The sequence below is a fragment of the Chloroflexus sp. genome (genome assembly GCF_049970315.1).
In the GTDB taxonomy this organism is placed as follows: Bacteria; Chloroflexota; Chloroflexia; order Chloroflexales; family Chloroflexaceae; genus Chloroflexus.
In genome coordinates this window covers 51,611-67,591 of sequence record NZ_JBMFNE010000013.1, presented here as the reverse complement: position 1 = coordinate 67,591, position 15,981 = coordinate 51,611, and the positions used below count along the sequence as shown (strand labels likewise).

Genomic DNA, 15,981 nt, shown 5'->3' with positions numbered 1-15,981 from the left:
CGAACAATTTCATCAGTTAGCGTAGAACAGCGTCTATAGATGACCGATTGCACAGCGTGGTGATGGGTAATGCGGCAAGTTACTTGCCACAATGATATCAGCTTAGGCCTTTGGATCGCATTACCCGCGCAATTCCCACCGACTACCGGCAGGCGTCTTGCGGATTTCAAGCGTTGCCGGAAAGCGATCTTTGAGATCGTCGATGTGGGTAATGACGATAATACGGGCAAAATCTTGTTGAATCGCCGTAATTGCTTCTACCATCCGCTCACGGCCATCGGCGTCGAGAGTACCGAATCCTTCATCGATCACCAGTGTTTCAAGGCGCGCACCGGCGCGGTGAGCAAGCAGACGAGAAAGCGCAATCCGAATGGCGAAGTTGACCCGCATAGCCTCGCCGCCGCTGAACGCCTTGTAGTCGCGTGTACCGAGGGCATCGGCAACACGCACATCGAGCGTCTCAACCGTATCACCCTTTTTGGTGTCACGCTGCATCTCGAAGCGCAGATGCATCTGCCCATCGGTCAAGCGGGCCAGCAAGCTGTTAGCTTCGTCTTCGATTTGGGGGATGGCGGTTTCGATCAACATCGCCTGCACCCCCTTTTTGCCAAAGGCTTCGGCCAGCTCGGCAAAGAGTGCGCTGCGTTCGCGAAGCTGTCGTTCCTGAGCTTGCAATGTCTCTAATTGCGCAGCGGCAGCCTCTGCCTGTCGGAGGTACGTCTGCTTTTCGGTCAGATCGCGCTCAGCAATCTGCAATGCACGTGCAGTTTCGTCTAGACGTTGTTTGATCTGGGTAACGGTGGTTTGCACGAGCGGCAGTTTGGTCAGTTCGTTAGCTAATGTATCCGCCTCTGCTTGCAGTGTTTGTCGCTTATGCTCGGCGTGATCGCGCAGCGTTTGCGTCTGCGAACGAAGTTTTAGTTCGCCGGAGTAGCGTTGTTCAGCCAATATCAATTCCCGTTCTTCCTGTTCCCAATGCGTTAAAGAACGAATCTTCGCCTCGGCCATCTCGAGTAATTCGGGTTGGTAGTTGAGAGCTGCGATCTCGGCTTCCACTTGCCGTCCGGCGCTCCGAATCTCGTGGGCGAAGTCGTTAGTCTCGATTTGGCGTTGGAGTTCGGCGACGACTGCCTCGACGTCGGGAAGTTTGGCCGAGGCATCTTGCAAGCGTTCTAGCTCGCGTTGACAGCTATCGAGTTCACCTTCGAGGCGGCTCTGTTCACGCAGTTGGCGCTCACAGGCGGTTAGTTCGTCGTTGATCATCGCCAAGTCGTTTTGGAGACCGGTTATGTGGTCAAACTGTGTCAGTTGTGCGGTGACCGCAGCGAGTTCGGCTTGGAGCGGCGGATCGATCTCGTCGGTGGCAAGTTTCGCTTCAAGAGCTGTGAGTCGCTGGACAATATCGTTCCGTTCTTGTTCCCAAGCAGTAGCTTGCGCCAGTTGACGTTCCAGCGTCTCGATAGCGGCAGCTTGTCGGCGTAACTTGGCCAGTTCTTGCTCGTTGTCCGCAATCGTGGCGCGCACGGTTGCCAATGCTTGTTCGGCGGTTTGCGCCGTTGCCAATGCACGTGCTTCCTCGTGCTGAAGCGCTGCTAGCTCGTGGGCATAGTGAGCCATCACGTGTTCAGTTTCAGCAGGATCGAGCCGGTGGCGGCAGACCGGGCATTCACCACTACCGGTAGCCAGCAGAGCCTGATTTGCCCGTAGTTTATCCATCGCTTGTTGTGCCTGCACCGCAGTAGCCCGTGCCTTCCCAAGTGTTTCGACAATCTCTTGTTCACGCCGACGGTGCAGCAACTGCTGCTCTTCCAGAGCACGTAACGCGGCAAGGGCCGTTTGCGCTTCCTGAAGCGCAACCCGCCACCGGGCAACGTCGGCGAGTTGACGGTCGAGGCGTTGCCGATCTTGCTGCAAACGATCCTGCTCGTTCTTGAGCGCAACGCGGCGCTGGTCAAGCTGGTCTTTGAGCATCGTTTGTCGGTATGTGAGTTCTTTCAGGTGCGACAGTTGTTGTTCAATAGCGATCCGTTGGTCTTGGAGGTGTGCCATGCGCGCATGCACCGGTGCCAATTCGTGTAGACGGTGCTGCAAGGTAGCGACTCGCTGTTGTAATTCGGCGAAGCGGGTTACCGCAGTGTACAGGCGTTCACGTTCTTGTTCGGCACGAGATAGACGCTCGCGCAATTCGTAGAACGCCGTCTTGAGTTCCTGTTTCAGCTCGGTTCGGTGCATCATCAGCGTATTGTACTGGTCGCGCACTTGCCTGAGACGTTCCAATTCGGCACGAGCGGTTGTCAGTTCGGCGAGACCGGCTTGGATCACTGAGCGACGGGCGATGATACTTTCGTCATGAGCGATCCGTTGGTCTAATTCGTGCAATTCACGGTTGTAACGCTGAATGTCGGTATGCAAAGACGTAATTCGGTCGAGGAGTTCACGATGACGTTGGGCGAGGGCTTCCAACTCGCGGAGCCGATTGACGGCAACGGTATATTCCGCCTCTAACTCAGCGTAAGCCGCTTGCAAACGCAGCCGTTGTTGTTCGGCATTGATCACCGCCTCTTGCCAGAACGGTACTTTGGCAGCAGTCGGTTGCAACGATTCAAGCTGACCACGTACCCTGATCGTCTCAGCCTCGAGGGTACGCACCCGTTCACGGGCACGTTGTTCAAGCTCGGCATATTCGTCTAGACCGAGAATCTCGGCCAGCACCTGTTTACGCTCGGCGGCTGAAGCACTGGTGAACTTATCGGCCTGACCTTGCAACAGAAACGACGCATTGATGAAGGTACGGTATGACATCCGCAACAGAGTGTCGATCTTGGCCTGCGTCTCGCGGATGGTATTTTCGCCGATTGGTCGCCACTGCGTGCCGTCTAGTATTTGCAGATCGAGCCATGTCTTTCCGGCACTCGTACCTTTGCCGGTGTTTCGCCCACGTTGGCGCTGACGAATCACCCGGTATGTGCGACCATCAAGGGCGAATATCAGCTCGACCATCATCTCGGTCTCACCTTGTGTGATCAGGTCATCGTCGGCACTACGGGCTTCCCCCCACAAAGCCCACGTGATCGCGTCAAGTAGGGTCGATTTGCCTGCCCCATTCTCGCCTGACAAACACAGCACGTGGAGACCATCAAGTTCGAGGCGGAGTGGTTTACCGTCGTCGTCGGTACGGTAACACATAAAGTTTCGCAGTGAAAGCTGGATTGGAATCATACCGATACGTGTTTTCTCACCGTACCATTGTGCAGCGTATGATCAACGAAACGAACGCTTTTCCTGTATCAATTCCGGTTCAACGCCGAGGGCTTTCGCAATCGAGCGAATACTGCGGTCGTTAAAGCTCACCAGATAAAACGGCGCGAGTGGTAGTCGTTCACCCGAACGTAAAGCCACCAGCAGCCGATACTGGGCACGCCGGAGCAAGCGCACTTCTAATCCTTTAACGTCGGCCAGCGGACGTTCTTGGTACGAGCGACCGAGCAGCCCATACGATGTCACGGACAAGAGACCGTGTCGGCGGTCGATCCGACACAGGCCGAATTGCCCACCGGTGATCAGAGTAAAGATCATCATGCCAAATAGTAAAACAAGCGTTACTATTTCACCGGTCGTAATGCCTTGCCCGCGTGTAATAATCGATTGCACAATCGTCGTTACGCCGTAGATGACGAGAGCCGCAAAACTCCATGTGAGCCATGGAATAAAGCGCACAGTAACAAGATCAGGACTGCCTTGAACTAATTGCCACGTCATAATCTGTTCCTAGATCCAGTATGAAACTCAAGATTGTTTGAGGTAAGCACAACCAATAATACCTTGATATTCGGTGTTCGGTACAGCCCTTACCGTCTACGTCAGATGTGTCAACGCCGGCAGACCAACTTTGTGTCACCGTCATTATACCAATTCGCGATCGAACGTTGACCGGTCGGTTGCTGAGTGCTACCATATAGCACGGTGTATGGTGAATATAAGATGGAAAAGGTGTTGCAAACAATTATGGAAACTATCTTTTCGGTCGAGAATCTCTTGGCGTTGATCACACTTACCGTTATGGAGATCGTGTTGGGCGTTGACAATATCATCTTTATTAGCATTTTAGCAGGTAAACTCCCAATGGAACAACAACGCCCGGCGCGGCAGATCGGATTATCGCTTGCGCTCATCACCCGATTACTGCTGCTGTTGTCAATCAGTTGGATTGCCAGTCTCACACAGCCTCTCTTTGAGGTCGGTCCGTGGCATGTCACCGGACGTAGTCTGATTATGTTGGGGGGTGGTTTATTTTTGATCTACAAAGCCACTACCGAAATCCACGAGAAGCTTGAAGGCACTGAACACGGTGAGCAATCGGTCGCCGTGACGACATTGCAGGCGGTGGTGATCCAAATTATCCTGATCGATATTGTTTTTTCGCTCGATTCGGTGATCACTGCTGTAGGTATGGCCAATGAGTTATGGGTAATGATGACAGCGGTGATCATTGCGGTTGGAGTTATGCTCTTTCTTGCCGAAGGAATTGCCAAATTCGTCAACGATCATCCAACCGTGAAGATGCTCGCCCTCAGCTTTCTCTTATTAATCGGGTTTTCGCTAGTGGCCGAGGGCTTTGAATTGCACATCCCCAAAGGTTATATCTATTTCGCAATGGGTTTCTCGGTGATGGTCGAGATGCTCAACTTGCGGGTAGCGGCAAAGGCCAAAGCACGGCAACCGGTCCAGTTACACCAACGCTACGATGCGACGAAGCTCGGTCATTAAGGCGATGTTGAATACCGTTCATCTGCAAACTTTTTTGGCCGTCGTGGAAACCGGTTCATTTTCAGCGGCAGCTAAACGTCTGCATATGTCGCAACCGGCGGTCAGCCAGCAAATCCGTACCCTTGAGGAGCAGATGGGTGGGGTGCGCTTGTTCCGGCGTAGCGGACAACAGATGGTGCTTACACTGGCCGGTGAGCAGTTACTCAGTAATGCGCGGGAACTGGTAGCTATGGCCGAACGAACGGTGCAGGCCGTGAGCGCACTCCGCGGTCAGATCGGTGGGCGGGTCAGGGTGGGGTGTGTCGCCGGTGGGGCTGAAGCATTTCTGCCGTATGCACTGGCGGTGGTTCAGCGTCAGTACCCGGCAGTTACCGTTGAAGTTGCGGTACAAGCCGCTGACCAATTGTTAGAAGGTCTTGGTGAGCGGCTCTTCGATCTGGTGTTGGTGAATGATACACCGAGACGGCGTGGCTTCGAGACGCGATTGTTGGCCGTTGAACGGTTGGTGCTGGTTGCGTCGACCGGGCATCCGCTTTTGCCGGCGGAGCAGGTCCCAGCCGGTATCTTACACGACTACCCCTTGGCCTTACCACGTGTCGGTCATCCGTTACGGCGCGTGCTCGAAGACGGCTTACGCCGTCGTGGTGTTAACGTGCCCGATCTCCGCATCGCCTTGGAGGCTGATAGCCCCCTGCTCCTACGGGCCGCCGTTGAGGCTGGCATAGCGTTAGCGTTCTTACCGGTTAGTCTGTTGCCCGCTCGGCTTGAACGGCTGGGCATTATCGCATTGGCCGGTCAACCGGTGGCCCAAGAATGGCATCTCGTTCGGCTACGTGAACGCGCACCGGCACACGTTGTCGATCTTATGTACGAGACGTTGTTGGGTGAAAAAACGCGCTCAGTGCTCTTGCAGTTGGGATTGACGACGTAATGCCGAGCTACAGCAACCTGATAGTATGAGGTTTTATGTACGATGTGATCATTATTGGCGCCGGTATCGCCGGTTTAGCCGCAGCCCATGCCTTGCACGCCGCCGGCTGCAACGTGCTCGTCGTTGAGGCGCGGCAGCGCATTGGTGGTCGGATCTGGACCGACCGGAGCTACGGGCCGGTTGAGTTTGGCGCCGAATTTATTCACGGTCATCGCGCTGCGACGTGGGAACTGGTGCAACGGATCGGTCTTAGCACGTCACGCTGGGGACGCGACCGTCGGTTTGCGTTAGACGGCCAGATGCTGACCGATACCGATCCGGTCGTGCAAGCGGTTTATCAACTGTACCGGCAAATCTGCCAATATCGTGGCCCCGAAGTGAGTGTCGCCGACTTGATTGCGCGACTGTCGCCGTCACCATACGTGCAGACGCTCATTGGGCGCTGGCTGGCAAATCTCGAAGGGGCCGACTTAACTCGTTTGAGTGCGACAGCTCTCTCCCGTGAGCGTCGGCTGAGTACTATGGGTGAAGATAACTTTCACATTGATTGTGGCTATGACCGGTTACTCGATCCGCTCTGTGCCGGGATTGCGATTGAGCTAGGGGCGGCCGTGACGAACGTGGTTTGGTCGGCCAAGCAGGTTGACGTCATCCTTGCCGATGAGCGCCGACTTCAGGCTCGCCGCGTGGTCATTACCGTACCGGTGTCGCTGTTGCAAGCCGGTCACCTGCGGTTCGATCCACCGCTGCCGGCTGACAAGCAAGCTGCGATTCACGCTATTCCAATGGGCCACGTCACCAAGTTGGTCCTTTGGTTTGATCGGCAGTTTTGGACATCTTTCACCGTGCTTAGCACTAATAACACCATTGCCACGTGGTGGCCGGTTACGAGTGCGCATGTACCGACATTGATGGGCTACACGGGTGGGCAGCAGGCGGTGGTGGTGTCCGAGTTAGGTGAAGCCAGAGCAATAACAGTTGCCCTCGAAGAACTGAGCACCTTGTTTCAAGTTGACGCGGCAGCCTACTATCGTAATGGTCGGTTGATCGACTGGTCAAACGATCCGTGGAGTCGGGGGGCATACACCTACAGTGCAGTGACAACACCGGCGGCACGTGCCGTGCTCGCTACTCCGCTCGATCCAATCTTCTTTGCCGGCGAAGCGACCGTCACCGGGGCTGAGATCGCTACCGTACATGGTGCGTTTGAGAGTGGGCGCCGGGTGGCGCGTCAGATCTTGTTGGCCCGTCAAGCGCAGATTCAAACACACCTCTAACATCCCGCTAGTGTATCGTTGCTAGAAAATAGGTACACTACACACAGAAACAACAACGCCCCGTAGGGTGTACGACAACATTGCGATGGGAGGCCATTACTATGGGCAAGATTGTGGGAATTGACTTGGGCACGACCAACTCGTGCATTGCGGTGATGGAAGGCGGTGATGTAGTTGTCATTCCCAACGCCGAAGGCAACCGCACGACACCGTCGGTCGTGGCTTTTACGAAGAACGGTGAACGGTTAGTCGGTTTGACTGCGAAGCGTCAAGCAACGATTAACCCAGAAAATACGCTCTATTCGGTGAAGCGGTTTATTGGTCGCTCGTTTGATGAGGTAACTGAAGAGCGTGAGCGGGTACCCTTCAAGGTTGTGAAGGGGCCGCGTAACGACGTGCGTATCTATGTACCACAGACCGGCAAAGAGTATGCACCGCAGGAGATCTCGGCAATGGTCTTGCAGAAGCTCAAAGCTGACGCCGAGGCCTTCCTTGGTGAGCCGGTGACTCAGGCGGTGATTACGGTGCCGGCCTACTTCAACGATAGTCAGCGCCAGGCGACGAAAGACGCCGGTAAGATTGCCGGGCTGGAAGTATTGCGCATCATTAACGAGCCGACGGCTGCGGCACTGGCCTACGGCCTTGATAAGAAGAAAGATGAGACCATCCTCGTCTTCGACCTCGGTGGTGGTACGTTCGACGTGAGTATCCTCGAGGTTGGTGATGGTGTTATCGAGGTCAAGGCTACGAGTGGTGATACCCATCTTGGTGGTGACGACTACGATGCCGCAATCGTCAACTGGATCATCGATGAATTCCGCAAAGATCAGGGCATTGACCTGAGCAAAGACCGCCAAGCTTTGCAACGGCTCAAAGAGGCGGCGGAAAAGGCCAAGATGGAACTCAGCTCGATGATGGAGACTGAGATCAACCTACCCTTCATCACGGCTGATGCCAGTGGGCCGAAGCATCTGGCGATGAAGTTGACGCGGGCTAAGTTCGAGCAGTTGACGGCGCACCTGACCGAACGTCTGCGCGAGCCGGTGTTGCGCGCGCTGAAAGATGCCGGCTTGCAGCCAAGCCAGATTGATGAAGTGGTACTGGTTGGTGGTTCAACCCGCATGCCGGTCGTGCAAGAGTTGGTGCGCAAGATGCTCGGCAAAGAGCCGAACAAGAGTGTCAACCCAGACGAAGTAGTGGCGGTTGGCGCTGCGATCCAGGCTGCCGTGCTGGGTGGTGAAGTCAAAGACGTGCTGCTGCTTGACGTGACGCCGCTGTCGCTCGGTGTGGAGACGCTCGGTGGCGTGATGACGAAGCTGATCGAGCGCAACACGACCATCCCGACCCGCAAGACTGAAATCTTCTCGACCGCAGCCGATGGCCAGACGGCGGTTGATATCCACATCTTGCAGGGTGAGCGCGAGATGGCGGCTGACAATATCTCGCTGGGTCGCTTCCGCCTCGAAGGTATTCCGCCGGCGCCGCGTGGTGTGCCGCAGATCGAGGTAACGTTCGATATTGATGCAAACGGCATATTAAATGTGAGCGCGCGTGATAAAGCGACCGGTAAGGAGCAGCGGATTACGATCACCGCCAGCACTAACCTCTCGAAAGAGGAAGTGGAGCGGATGGTTCGCGAGGCGCAGCTCCACGCTGCTGAAGACAAGGCACGCCGTGAGCTGGTTGAGCTGAAGAATCAGGCCGATAGCCTCGCCTATCAGGCCGAGAAGTCGCTCAATGAGCTAGGTGACAAGATCGATAGCATCGAGCGCGGCCGGATCGAGAACCTGATCAAAGACCTGCGCGAGGCTATTGCTAAGGAGGAGCGCAGCCGCATTCAGCAACTCTCGAACGAGTTGCAGCAGGCGGTGTTTAAGATCTCGCAGGCGGTTTACGGTGACGGTGCTACCCCAGGCACCGGCGGTAGTGGCAGTGGCCGTAAGGATGATGGGGTCGTCGAAGGTGAGTATACCGTGAACTAAGCGACGGTACGCCGCTCGGGACGGGTCATCGTACCCGTCCCTTTTTTTTGCCCTGTTCACTCGTGAGCGGGGTGGTTTTCGTCGCGATTGGGAAGAATAATCCTACTTGCCAGCGAATGAGGCGTGCTTCCCAGCGTTTTCGCCAAGGTAGTGACATTTGGGCTAGCGCTTCATAGCTGCGCAAAAGGTAGATTGCCAGGGGAGGAGCTTGATCGATTTGGTCGAGGGCTTGCAGCGCCAATTCGTAGGCTTGCTGAGTTGCGCTGTTCAGCAACGCGATCCGGGCAGCGAGCACAGTATGCCAAATCTGATCGGCACGGCTAACTCGGTTTGGATCGGTAAACAAATTGCTCGCCGCTTGCCATTCATTGATCGCTGCCGGCAGATTACCGGTAATCAGATAAATCTCGACGGCGCTTAAGCGACCCCAAATTTGCACCTGATGATCACGGCTGCGTTCGCCATAGGCCAAAATCTCGGACGAACCGGCCAGCGCAGCGGCAATCTGACCGGTGCGCACCTGTACCATGCTCAATAAGGCGCGACATTCGACCCAGCGGCGGGTATCGCCGATCTCCTCAGCAATTGTCAAACCAAGTTGCAATGCGGCCTGTGCTCGCTTCCAGTCCCCACGGCCAAGCGCAGCTAACCCGTGGGCTTGCGCGATCCACGCGACGGTAGCCGGATCACCTAACGCTTGGGCGAGCTGCATCGATTTTCGTCGGTACCTACCGGCAAGAACCGGCAAGCGGTTGAGGATGATGCTCATATGCGCATATGCCCGTGCCCGTGCGTGCGCTAAGCCGATGGCATTGGCGAAGGTTAATGCTCGCAAGGTACTATGAACGAGGGTGATCGGATCACGTTGATAGTAGTCAAGCTGGACGAGTAAAGTGGTTGCTCGTGCAATCTCAAGAAGGTGTATGCCGTCTGGTAGCAGTTGCGAACGGATGTCAAACAGACGCAAACTCTGCCGCATAATTTCTGCTAATGCTGGCCAGAGCATTGCTCGTCGTGCCTCCGGTAACGGCAACCCTAGGTGGGTAAATGCGCTCTGTAAACAGCGATAGCTCTCGGCTAGTCGCCCTTGCCCGTAAAACGCTTCCGCAAGCATTCGTTCGCGTCGCCCACGCACTTGCGGTTGCAGATCATTACCGATCTGATTGGCTTGACTGAGCAGTTCGATAGCCCGTGCATAATCACCGGTATAGAGGGCTAATTCACCCGCACGATCAAGATACGGACGAGCACGGATCGGCTCACCGGCTGCTTGCCAGTGATACGCAATCGTTGTCGCTTGGAGCGGATCGTGACCGACGGTTTGCTCAAGATACTCTGCCAAACGTCCATGAAGTTGTCGACGCTGCGCAAAACTCATGAGGTTGTAGATCGCTTCGGCAACCGCTGCCGGACGAAAAGCGTAGAACGGATGAGGTTCAAGGCGTTCGAGCAAAATGAGACCGGACTGTTGTAACTCGAAGAGCTGCCCGATCAGTTGCTGTTCGTTCAGATTGGTCGGGTGAATGGCAGCTAACGTGGTCGTGTCAAATTCAACTCCGATAACACTGGCTGCTTTGAGCGTCAATTGCTGATCGAGTGCTAACTGATCAAACCGACTGGTAATCAATCCCTGCACAGTTGCCGGCAGGCGTACCATCTGGTTGGCCGTACTGCTCGCACCCGGTACAAATCGGCAGATACCCTGCTGGCGCATGACTAATCCCGCATCACGCAGGGCTTTAGCCAATTCGATACTGAAAAACGGATGGCCTTGCGTCTGGTCGGCAATCATACGCCAGATTGCCTCATCGACATGCTCAACACCAAAGATTTGAGCAAGGAGATCGTGAACCAACGGTGGGCTCAGGCCGCTTAATTTGATATGCTCGATCAATGGGTGATGAATCAGTCGGCGCTGCACTTCCATCTGGTTCAGTGGTGGTCGTCCGGTGGTGACCAGCAAGATGGGGGGACGCCGATCGAGCAATGCGGCCAGCAAAACCCACGTCGCTTCGTCGAGCCACTGAATGTCTTCAATGACAAGGACAAGCGGTACACGAGTGGCAGCACTGATGAGTAGGCTGATCAAACTCTCTCGTAATCGCTCGGCGTGGGCCGGTGCTAAGGTTGTTGGTTGGATTGCCTGGCCGCTTAACGTGGTCGGCCACAATTCGTTGGCAACCTCGTAAACCGTATCCGTCAGATGGGTTAGACGTGGATCACCGAGGAGGCTGGGGAGACAGGTCCGCAGGGTGTTATACGGACTGCGATCGATGGGTCGGGCGATGCCGCTCAATACAACCACATCCTGGCTTTGTGCCTGCACGAGAAATGTCTGTACGAGATGCGATTTGCCGATACCGACTTCACCGGTGATGAGAACACCACCGCCGCGTCCTTGGCGTAAATCTGCGAGTCGGTCCTGGAGAAATGCCAACTCGCTTGCTCGCCCGATCAGCTTGTCGCTACGCCGGCCAATCATCGTGATCTGTTGATGATGACCGTTCGGTGTCGGCGGTAGCGGTTGGAAGACGTTGACCGGATCGGGAATCCCGCGGAGGTGCAATGGCGGCAAAGCGCTAAAACTGATATGTTCACGACACGCAGCGACCGTCTCACCGTCACACAAAATTGGTACGTTGTGCTGACGGGCTGCCTGCATCAGTCGTGCGGCTCGATTGACAACCGTACCCATCATCGTATATTCGCGCCGTTCTTGCCCTCCGACCGAACTGCACAACGCTTGCCCGCTGGTTACACCGATTGCACAGGTGAAGCCCAGATCGGTCAATGTTTGCACAATGTCTTGAGCCGCTAATACACCGCGCAGGGTGTCATCTTCGTGCGCAAACGGTGGTAAGCCGAAAGCCGCCAATAATGTCGGCCCCTTACTATCGGTACCAAGCCGATTGATACTACCTTCGTAGCGGTACAAACAGGTCTGAATGGCCCGAATCACGACTTGTGCTGCCGGGAGGGGAGTCTCGGCGGTGAGGCTACCTAAATGGATAAAGAGAACGGTCACGTACCGTAGCTCGGCGAGCCATGCGCTCTGCCCGGCGTCGATGCGCGTGAGGATCGCTTTGGGAACGTATGCGCGCAGAAGTTCGATCTGTTCCGGTACTATTTCGACCTCGCGTAACGCCTGTAACGGCACATCATCGAGCAGGGCGGTTAGCTTCCGATGTCCATTCGGCAGCGGTACGGTTTCACACCATTGCCGCACGAGTTCCCACGCAGTGTTCGTTAAGGCCACCTCACCCGGTGGTGCTGCTGCTTCCGCTGCTCCCGCTTCTTGAACTGCGTCGCCGGTAATCAGTAATTCCCACCGCCCAAATACTCCACCGAGATGCATGATCGTGACTTCGCCTGCACCAATCCCGACCCGGGCACGCAGTCGGCGGGCTTGCTCATCAATCACTGCCGTGCTCCATACTGCCGGCGCCATCATCATCTGAATTGCCAGTCCACATTGCACGGCACGTCGGGTAAGGATCGTCAACGACTCATCGCCGTACCACAGTGCAATCAGACCATCACCGGAAAATTTGATAACATCGCCGCCATGCGCCGTGACAATCCGCACCAGATGCCCAAAGTAGAGGTCGAGAATTTGCGTCAGTTCTTCTGCACCTGCCGGATTCGTCTGCGTTAAGTGTTCGGTAAGCGCAGTGAAACCCGATAGATCGGCCACCAGAATGGCTGCTGAACATGTTTCTAGCGCCGGTTCGAGCTGCCCATCGACCCCCAGACTTTGCAGCCGGCGTCGAATGAGGCCGGGAAGATAGCAGGCGAGTTCACTGAGGTGAGCAAGCATCATGGCCGATCATCCACACCTTCGCTTACCGCTTCTCAAATAAGTGATCATCGGTGGAGGTCGATCTGGATACATTTTGGGTCGCAAATCATTGTTTGATCTATTTGATTATGGATCAGAGTAGGCTGCAACGCAAGCGAAGATGATCGATTGGTCACAGACCACCTTCGCCGAGGGTGTATTGAGTGATGAACGAATATTGTGGAGCGATGCAGCCCGATCAAGCGGAAGCAGGAACCGCTACAACCGGCTGCGATGCTGTTTCGGTGAGCGAGTAAACCGTAAGCGGGTGCGCCTTTCCCTTCACGTGAAGCTGACGTGAGCGATCGCTGGCAAAGATGGTTTTAACATGCTGATACAGCGGTTCCGAGATCAAGATTTCGCCCTTACCGGCAGCACTCTCGATTCGTTTAGTGGTATTGACTGTGTCGCCTATCACGTCATAGAACTTAATGGTGTCGCTGCCCAACAATCCTTCGACCACTTGACCACAATGTAACCCAATGCCAGCACCTAACTGTTCGGGCGCAAGGAGTGGTGTGATCTGTTGTTGGATCTCGGCAGCAGCCCGTACTGCTTCAAGGGGCTGAGTAAAGATTGCCATCACCTCGTCAGCCGATATTTTCCATTTAACGACCTGATATCGATCTAACACATCTTCAACTGCACAGTAATACTGACTGAGCAGCGTAACTGTTTCTTCCGGTGAATGGGCTTCACTCCATTGCGTAAAGCCACGAATATCGATAAACATAATCGTTCGCTGTTGACGTTGCTGATGCAGCAATTCCGGTTGAGTAAGGGAGGTGTTGAGCAGCTCACGCCCAAGCAGCCACTCCGAAAAGGTCTTTAATTTGGCCGTGGTATCACGGAGTAGACCTAGATAATGTTGGCTCGTTGCATTGGCTAAGCCGATTGCCACACCGAAAAAGAGCAGGGATAATCCGATGAACTGGTGACTGGTATCGGAAAAAAACATGGTGAGGTTTTTCGTCTGATTGGGATTGGCGTGCGTTTCAAAAATATAGTACATCAAAAAGATAATTCCGGTACGGATGATGTTCTCAATAATAATCAGAAAATCTTTGATCAGTTTACGGTTGGTAACCCCTTGAAGTAATTGAGTAAGGCCGATCAAGGCTCCAAACAACGGATAAAATCTATGATTAAGATCATTCCAAAAATTCACGCCTTCGATTGAAAGCTCGATGGTGATGTATAGTGATGGGGCAATGAGATTGCCAATGAAGCGGTAGAAAGGCGATTTGGTGCTATATATCGTCAAGAAATACCCTTGGATCAAACTGCTGAGGAGAAGAATGTACGGATCAAACGAGAGGAAGTAATCACTTTGATAGTCGATAAGCGATTCAAGTAAAATGTTAGCAAGGGCAAAATGAATGGAGTTTCCGAAGAGTTCGAGCATATAATGCGTAATGAATGAGCCATTGAGTCGACGTTCGACCAGATTTGGTACGGTATGCATAGTAGGTTCTCTTGGTGAAACGAAGGATACCGCACAAACAAGTGATGAATCACTCGTTGTTGTCGGTTAAGATAACACAATATTATTGGGTTTTTCTTAAAATATAGTGAGAGTTCGCTTTGATCCTAACCGTATGGCGGCGCCCCCCTCTCTCTTTCACCTGTTTCTCTTAAAATATAGTGAGAGTTCGCTTTGATCAAAGCTTCTCCAATTTGCTCTAGCTCGGCACAATGTCGTTGCCACGAAAATTCGGCAACGACGCGCGCTCGCGCACGTTGCCCCATCGCAAAGGCAGCAGCAGGGTCGGCCAGCACGCGCTCGATGGCGGCGGCCAGATCGGCGATATCGCCTTCCCGGAAGAGTGCCCCTTCCGTCCCTTCCCGGATGATAGTGTTCAGCGGCGGGATCGCCGCCGTGACGACCGGCAGACCGGCGGCCATGTATTCGTAAATCTTCAGTGGCGACCAGAAAAAGCCGGCAGCACGTAAGGCAGGATGTGGTGCGGTATTGAAGGGTGCAACCCCAAGGTGGGCCTGCGCCAATAGTTCCGGCAGCCGTTCGTGTGGCATCGCGCCGGTGAAGGTGAACCGTTGCCGGTATGGTGCGGCCAACGTCTCGGCGGCGGCGCGTTCAGGGCCGTCGCCGATCAGCGTGAAGCGGTAGGCGTGCCCGCGTTCAATCAAGAGCCGCGCCGCGTGCACGAAGTCTTGCACGCCGTGCCACGCCCGAAATGAGCCGATAAACACAATGTTGGGCGGGCCGGGGGGCGGCGCCGCCGGCGGCATGAACATCTCGACGTTTGCGCCCCAGGGCAATTCAACAATCTTTGTCCGTGGAATACTAGCCGGTACCGTTGTGTGCAGCGGCGTCACAATCCGACTCGCCCAACGACACTGCTGTTCTGCCCAGCGTCGAAATGGCTCACCGAGCGCGTCATCGATCCGTCGTTTGAGAATCTCCGGCGGATCAACGATCAAGGCGTTTACTTCCAACAGTGCCGGGATGCCGAGTCGGTGGGCAGCGATGAGGCCGGCGCCGGCAAAGTTGTAGTAGCGCTCCATTATCAGATCGGGCCGGAGTTGCTTTGTGAGCTTGATAATTGCCGCCGTTCCCAGTAGGCTAAGGGCTTTGGGGATGTCTTGATGGTAGAGAGTAAAACCATTCCACGACTGTGCGGTGAGTTGACGCATTGGCCGGAGCCGAACATGACTGAGCGGCAGCTCATGGCTCGCTGCGACCACGTGAACGTCATGACCGCGTTGAGCCAGCCCACGCGCAACTTCCAAGGTGTGGATGCTGCCGCCCAATGTCCCCGGTACCGGAATGCCAGAGGCTAAATAGAGAATGCGCACAGGCTTACAACCGCTCGTAACGCTCAAGATCCATCGTAATGGCAAGGGTGCCCGGTGCAGTGCGCTGCATAATTTCGTGGGCGCGATCTACTTGCGAGTCCTCCACACCAACTAACAGAGTCGTATTCCCACGCCGTAAGAAACCACCGGTCGTCGCCAGTCGGGTTACACGAAAACCGGCAGTGACAAGCGCATCAACACCGGCATCGGCGTGAGAGTCTTCCACCACAAACACAATCAGTTTCATACTGAACCTTTCCCGCTCGACCATCTACTGCTGCCGAGATTATACGGAGACGCTGCCACATCGTCAATTTGTTGTATTGTTGGGCAACAGGCGGTATGCTATGATCGTGGTAGCCGGTTTGC

The 15,981-nt window shown here is 54.9% G+C and carries 10 protein-coding genes; 4 read left to right on the top strand and 6 right to left on the bottom strand.

Features of this window, described 5'->3' with window-relative positions; all coding sequences use genetic code 11:
- Positions 1 to 120: 120 nt before the first annotated feature.
- Positions 121 to 3,219: an AAA family ATPase gene (locus ACP5OT_RS10555; RefSeq protein ID WP_428111504.1), complete on the bottom strand. Its 3,099-nt coding sequence runs from the start codon at positions 3,217 to 3,219 to the stop codon at positions 121 to 123.
- A 42-nt stretch (positions 3,220 to 3,261) separates the two neighbouring features.
- Positions 3,262 to 3,759 (bottom strand): hypothetical protein, encoded by a 498-nt coding sequence (locus tag ACP5OT_RS10550; RefSeq protein WP_428132069.1) that lies wholly within the window; start codon positions 3,757 to 3,759, stop codon positions 3,262 to 3,264.
- 246 nt (positions 3,760 to 4,005) lie between these two features.
- On the opposite strand from ACP5OT_RS10550, the gene ACP5OT_RS10545 reads away from it, so the two are divergent.
- The 4 genes from ACP5OT_RS10545 (at position 4,006) to dnaK (ending at position 8,957) form a co-directional block, all read left to right on the top strand.
- Positions 4,006 to 4,767, top strand: a complete 762-nt coding sequence (locus tag ACP5OT_RS10545; RefSeq protein ID WP_424676952.1) for a TerC family protein — start codon at positions 4,006 to 4,008, stop codon at positions 4,765 to 4,767.
- Positions 4,745 to 5,698 (top strand): LysR family transcriptional regulator, encoded by a 954-nt coding sequence (locus tag ACP5OT_RS10540; RefSeq protein ID WP_424676951.1) that lies wholly within the window; start codon positions 4,745 to 4,747, stop codon positions 5,696 to 5,698. Before ACP5OT_RS10545 ends, ACP5OT_RS10540 begins: the two co-directional genes overlap by 23 nt.
- Positions 5,699 to 5,733: 35 nt before the next feature.
- The gene (locus tag ACP5OT_RS10535; protein WP_424676950.1) at positions 5,734 to 6,975 is read left to right on the top strand and encodes a flavin monoamine oxidase family protein; all 1,242 of its coding nucleotides are present in this window, start codon (positions 5,734 to 5,736) and stop codon (positions 6,973 to 6,975) included.
- A gap of 101 nt (positions 6,976 to 7,076) precedes the next feature.
- On the top strand, positions 7,077 to 8,957 hold the full coding sequence (dnaK, locus tag ACP5OT_RS10530; protein WP_424676949.1) for a molecular chaperone DnaK: 1,881 nt from the start codon (positions 7,077 to 7,079) through the stop codon (positions 8,955 to 8,957).
- Positions 8,958 to 8,982: 25 nt separating this feature from the next.
- Here dnaK and ACP5OT_RS10525 read toward each other — a convergent pair whose 3' ends face one another.
- The 4 genes from ACP5OT_RS10525 to ACP5OT_RS10510 all read right to left on the bottom strand — a co-directional run bounded on the left by ACP5OT_RS10525 (position 8,983) and on the right by ACP5OT_RS10510 (position 15,859).
- Positions 8,983 to 12,777 (bottom strand): AAA family ATPase, encoded by a 3,795-nt coding sequence (locus tag ACP5OT_RS10525; protein WP_428132066.1) that lies wholly within the window; start codon positions 12,775 to 12,777, stop codon positions 8,983 to 8,985.
- 217 nt (positions 12,778 to 12,994) lie between these two features.
- Positions 12,995 to 14,200, bottom strand: a complete 1,206-nt coding sequence (locus tag ACP5OT_RS10520) for an adenylate/guanylate cyclase domain-containing protein (protein WP_428132063.1) — start codon at positions 14,198 to 14,200, stop codon at positions 12,995 to 12,997.
- Positions 14,201 to 14,385: 185 nt separating this feature from the next.
- Positions 14,386 to 15,612 (bottom strand): glycosyltransferase family 4 protein, encoded by a 1,227-nt coding sequence (locus ACP5OT_RS10515; RefSeq protein WP_428132060.1) that lies wholly within the window; start codon positions 15,610 to 15,612, stop codon positions 14,386 to 14,388.
- A 4-nt stretch (positions 15,613 to 15,616) separates the two neighbouring features.
- Entirely contained in the window at positions 15,617 to 15,859 is a 243-nt protein-coding gene (locus tag ACP5OT_RS10510; protein ID WP_424676945.1) for a cyclic-di-AMP receptor, read from the bottom strand.
- Positions 15,860 to 15,981: the final 122 nt, after the last annotated feature.

What these genes read in the sequence shown, in the direction of transcription:
- ACP5OT_RS10555 (WP_428111504.1), bottom strand. Translation starts at nt 3,219, where the DNA reads ATGATTCCAATCCAGCTTTCACTGCGAAACTTTATGTGTTACCGTACC.
- ACP5OT_RS10550 (WP_428132069.1), bottom strand. Translation starts at nt 3,759, where the DNA reads ATGACGTGGCAATTAGTTCAAGGCAGTCCTGATCTTGTTACTGTGCGC.
- ACP5OT_RS10545 (WP_424676952.1), top strand. Translation starts at nt 4,006, where the DNA reads ATGGAAACTATCTTTTCGGTCGAGAATCTCTTGGCGTTGATCACACTT.
- ACP5OT_RS10540 (WP_424676951.1), top strand. Translation starts at nt 4,745, where the DNA reads ATGCGACGAAGCTCGGTCATTAAGGCGATGTTGAATACCGTTCATCTG.
- ACP5OT_RS10535 (WP_424676950.1), top strand. Translation starts at nt 5,734, where the DNA reads ATGTACGATGTGATCATTATTGGCGCCGGTATCGCCGGTTTAGCCGCA.
- dnaK (WP_424676949.1), top strand. Translation starts at nt 7,077, where the DNA reads ATGGGCAAGATTGTGGGAATTGACTTGGGCACGACCAACTCGTGCATT.
- ACP5OT_RS10525 (WP_428132066.1), bottom strand. Translation starts at nt 12,777, where the DNA reads ATGATGCTTGCTCACCTCAGTGAACTCGCCTGCTATCTTCCCGGCCTC.
- ACP5OT_RS10520 (WP_428132063.1), bottom strand. Translation starts at nt 14,200, where the DNA reads ATGCTCGAACTCTTCGGAAACTCCATTCATTTTGCCCTTGCTAACATT.
- ACP5OT_RS10510 (WP_424676945.1), bottom strand. Translation starts at nt 15,859, where the DNA reads ATGAAACTGATTGTGTTTGTGGTGGAAGACTCTCACGCCGATGCCGGT.